The organism is Stutzerimonas stutzeri SDM-LAC, from assembly GCF_000235745.1.
In the GTDB taxonomy this organism is placed as follows: domain Bacteria; phylum Pseudomonadota; class Gammaproteobacteria; order Pseudomonadales; family Pseudomonadaceae; genus Stutzerimonas; species Stutzerimonas stutzeri_H.
Genome location: NZ_AGSX01000025.1, coordinates 1 through 3,833, shown reverse-complemented (window position 1 = coordinate 3,833; position 3,833 = coordinate 1). Strand labels below are relative to the sequence as shown.

Annotated in this window: 5 protein-coding genes; 2 read left to right on the top strand and 3 right to left on the bottom strand. The window is 59.4% G+C overall.

Annotated features, from left to right (window positions below; all coding sequences use genetic code 11):
• The 3 genes from PSTU_RS0103090 to hppD form a co-directional block, all read right to left on the bottom strand.
• A partial coding sequence (locus PSTU_RS0103090; protein WP_019339576.1) for a TolC family protein occupies positions 1-659 on the bottom strand: 659 nt, incomplete at its 3' end.
• 95 nt (positions 660-754) lie between these two features.
• Entirely contained in the window at positions 755-1,102 is a 348-nt protein-coding gene (locus PSTU_RS0103085) for a hypothetical protein (protein WP_019339575.1), read from the bottom strand.
• Positions 1,103-1,282: 180 nt separating this feature from the next.
• Positions 1,283-2,362: a 4-hydroxyphenylpyruvate dioxygenase gene (gene hppD, locus PSTU_RS0103080; protein WP_019339574.1), complete on the bottom strand. Its 1,080-nt coding sequence runs from the start codon at positions 2,360-2,362 to the stop codon at positions 1,283-1,285.
• A gap of 643 nt (positions 2,363-3,005) precedes the next feature.
• Here hppD and PSTU_RS0103075 point away from each other — a divergent pair.
• Positions 3,006-3,374 carry a YgaP-like transmembrane domain gene (locus tag PSTU_RS0103075; protein ID WP_019339573.1) on the top strand — a complete coding sequence of 123 codons (369 nt, stop codon included), beginning with the start codon at positions 3,006-3,008 and terminating at the stop codon, positions 3,372-3,374.
• Between the two features lie 216 nt (positions 3,375-3,590).
• Positions 3,591-3,806 carry a hypothetical protein gene (locus PSTU_RS0103070; protein WP_141566878.1) on the top strand — a complete coding sequence of 72 codons (216 nt, stop codon included), beginning with the start codon at positions 3,591-3,593 and terminating at the stop codon, positions 3,804-3,806.
• Positions 3,807-3,833: the final 27 nt, after the last annotated feature.

The following is a 3,833-nucleotide window of genomic DNA, read 5'->3' as shown; positions in this document are numbered from 1 at the left end:
CTGCCCCCCCCGCCAATCCAGCGGCGCAGATCGGCCCGTGCGACGGCCTGATTGCTCAGCAATTCATCTTCCTGCTCTGCAAGCAAGGCGGCTTCCTGTTTCGGCAGCACACCGTCTGCGGTTTGGCCGCGACCGCCTGCTATACCTGCCTGAACCGCTTGAGAAAACAGCGTGTTTTCCTTGTAGAGCTGCTTGAACAGACTCAGCTTCTGCTCCACCGCAAAGCTGGCGATCCATGCCTCTGCGGTTGCTTGGCGAACGCTGAGACGCTCCATCGTTTGCTGAACGTCTGCGAGCGCAACGCTCGCCTGCGCGGCTTCGACCCGGGCCTGTCGTTTCGCGCGATTTGGTACGTCCTGCATGACCCCAACCATCTGCATGGTCATGGCTTCTTCATCAAGCTGCCAGCGTGCGTCGCCCTCGATGGGAACGCTTTGCAGACCAAGCTTGAGTTTGGGGTCGGGCAGCTCGCCTGCTGGAATCGCAGCGCTACGAGCAGCTTGGAGATTGACAACTTGCGCAGCTAGCGAAGGCGCCTGATGCTCGGCCAGGCTCAGGGCCTCTTCCAAGGTCAACGCTGACACAAGTCCGGGGAACAAGAACACGCCGAGGGACAAGGCGGCCACATGGTGGGGCGCCCAGCGGATAAGAGGATTCATTTAAAAGGATTCCTGATCTTCCATGCGCGTCAAAGGACACGCGATAGCCGGCCCGAATGTTCACATTCGGACGGGTTTCTAGAGTTCGATCGGAATCAGGCGCGGGGTGGGTGCCAGACGGCATCCAAAACGCGGGAGGGAAGGAGGTCGTTATAGGGTGAAAGCACCGGTTTGGCTGCCGGAATCACCTGCGCCTTCACCGCCACGATCTGGAGAAGGCTGACGGTTTTGCATTCTTGTCCGGGCTTGCAGAGGGTCGTCTTGGCTTGATTGCGCTCGCTGTGGCAATCGCCCTCGGCGCCGTCCATGTCGTCCATATGTTCCATATCGGCCATCGCGTGATGCACCGAGGATCCTGCCGGCATGAGCAGTTGCGCCATCCCGTTGACCGGAAGCGCAAGTACAAGTAGCAAGATAAGGAAGCAGCGGAGGTTGACGGCCATGCGCGGAAGCGTAAGCGACTAGGCGCAAGCAATCAATCGTTTCGGTAGCGAAGAGCACTCAACCTGACCGAAGCGACACCAACCCGGCAGGTGCCCACTCCGGTGTCGTTGAACGGTCTAGAAGCAACCAGATCGATCGATGAATGAAACGGCAACCGGAGCCGATTGCCGTTTCGGCAGTTACTCGGTGGTACTCAGCACACCGCGCTGGATCTGGTCGCGCTCGATGGATTCGAACAGCGCCTTGAAGTTACCTTCGCCGAAGCCGCTGTCACCCTTGCGCTGGATGAACTCGAAGAACACCGGACCCAGCACCGTACCGGAGAAGATCTGCAACAGCAGGCGCTGCTCGCCATTCTCCTCGGCACCGTCTAGCAGGATGCCGCGAGACTTGAGCTCTTCCACCGGCTCGCCGTGGTTGGGCAGTCGCTCTTCGAGCATCTGATAATAGGTTTCCGGCGGTGCGGTCATGAACACCGTGCCGCTGGCCTTCAGTTTGTCCCAGGTCTCGATCAGGTTGTCGGTCAGAAAGGCAACGTGCTGGATGCCCTCGCCGTTGAACTGCATGAGGTATTCCTCGATCTGCCCGGCGCCCTTCGACGACTCCTCGTTGAGCGGGATGCGGATCATGCCGTCCGGTGCAGTCATGGCCTTGGACGTCAGGCCGGTGTATTCGCCCTTGATGTCGAAGTAGCGAATCTCACGGAAGTTGAACAACTTCTCGTAGAAGTCCGCCCAATAGGCCATACGGCCGCGGTAGACGTTGTGGGTCAGGTGATCGATGAGTTTCAGGCCGGCGCCAACCGGATGCCTGTCGACCCCTTCGAGAAATACGAAATCGATGTCGTAGATCGAGCTGCCTTCACCGAAACGGTCGATCAGATACAGCGGCGCGCCGCCGATGCCCTTGATCGCAGGCAGACGCAGCTCCATCGGCCCAGTCGGCAGTTCGATGGCCTGAGCGCCCAGTTCCAGAGCGCGGGTATAGGCCTTCTGCGCGTCCTTTACACGAAACGCCATGCCGCACACGGACGGCCCGTGCTCCGCGGCGAAATAAGCGGAAAGCCCTTTAGGCTCGCGATTGACGATGGCGTTGATCTCGCCCTGGCGGTACAACGCCACGTCCTTGGATCGGTGGTTTGCGACGTGGCTAAAGCCCATGCTTTCCAGCACCGGCTCGATGACGTTCGGGGTGGGCGAGGCAAATTCAATGAATTCGAAGCCCATGAGGCCCATTGGGTTTTCAAACAGGTCGGCCATGATTGGCTCCTTGGAATAATGGTACGTTTTAAGAGGTTGACGTTCTGCGAAGGTCAGCTCGGCGGCGCACAGGAAATCCCACGGACGCTGCGACCGAGGTGGTCGCCCAGCGTTAATCGAAAGCCCAAGGTCTTCATTTCAACGGTTCTGCCAGGCGTCAGGTCTGACTACTAACCTGCCCTGCGCGGTGTGCTTTGGCTGGGTTGGCAGACGAGCATCGCCACCCCGTAACAAACCAACCGGAGTGACCAGGCTCACCGAGCGGTCGGATACCTGGACGGTACGGGGACGAGCGGACGCGGTGAACCGGAAGAAAACTGATGAATCCATATTCGTTGCCATGGCTGCATACAAGGCACGCCGCATCTGCGCAGCGCTCTATTATTTTTTTTGCGTAATCGAATTACGTTTAGCGAAATCTGCGGGACCCATGCCGAACTGTCAAGCCTTGTCGTACGCCGCTCATCTTTCGTCCCGAACGAATACCGCGGCGGCGCTGCCCAAGCTATACCAGCGAAACGAGGCAAAACTGGATCGTCAGTGAACACAGACAGGTGTAGCCCTTCGTCCAGGAAAGCCCCACTGTGACCCGTTTTTCGCTTCCAACGAGCACACGCTCCACGGCTGAGCATAAGGAACGACCATGAATCGACTTTTTGACAAGAATAGCCCTCAAAACGTGCACGGCTGGGAACGCGGCGCCTCGGTGGCCGGCGGACTGGTAATGCTGGGTCGAGGCCTGCGACGCGGCGGCCTCGGAGGCCTGTTGCAGCTCGCGATGGGCGGCATGGCCTTGGCGCGTGGCATCAGCGGACGCTGCGAGGCCAAGCGCATCCTGACCGCAACCGAGGCGGCGCCACATCAGGCCCGCGCCGACAAGCAGCGCTACAGCCACATGCCATTGGATTCGGAAGTGCACAGCCCCGACTTCGCCGAGCCGGCAACGGCCTTCCCGGATACCACACCGATGGGCCACGAAACGCATCCGGGCGAGCGCCGCAGCACGTCGTAAAAGTTGAGGTACCCGAACATGTCGTCATCAATCTCCGCAGTGTGCAGTGCGGTTCGAGAACCGCTTGGCCGGGTTCCGTAAAGCTATGTAATAGCGCTGCAGAACAGCCGTTCGGCGGACGGATCGAGGCCCCGCCTAATGGCGATTGCCGGCGTTCTGACGCCATGCTATCTATGCGACGTATTTTTGTCACAGACCGTGACATGGGAGACGTACATGGATTTCATCAAGGCAGATAGCGAGAACCCGGACCGTTGGGGAGTCGTTTACTCATACGGCAGCGTGTTGGCGGTTTTTGACAACGAGCAGGACGCTCAAGTAGAGGCGATCGGCTTCGGCGGTGCCGTAGTGCGCCTGGCTTGCAGCCTTTGGAACAGCCTTAACGTGGCGATTGATGGCAACACTGCTGAGGAACAGCCTCAGCCCGTGTAACGGGAAGTCCCATCAAGCCAGCAGGGT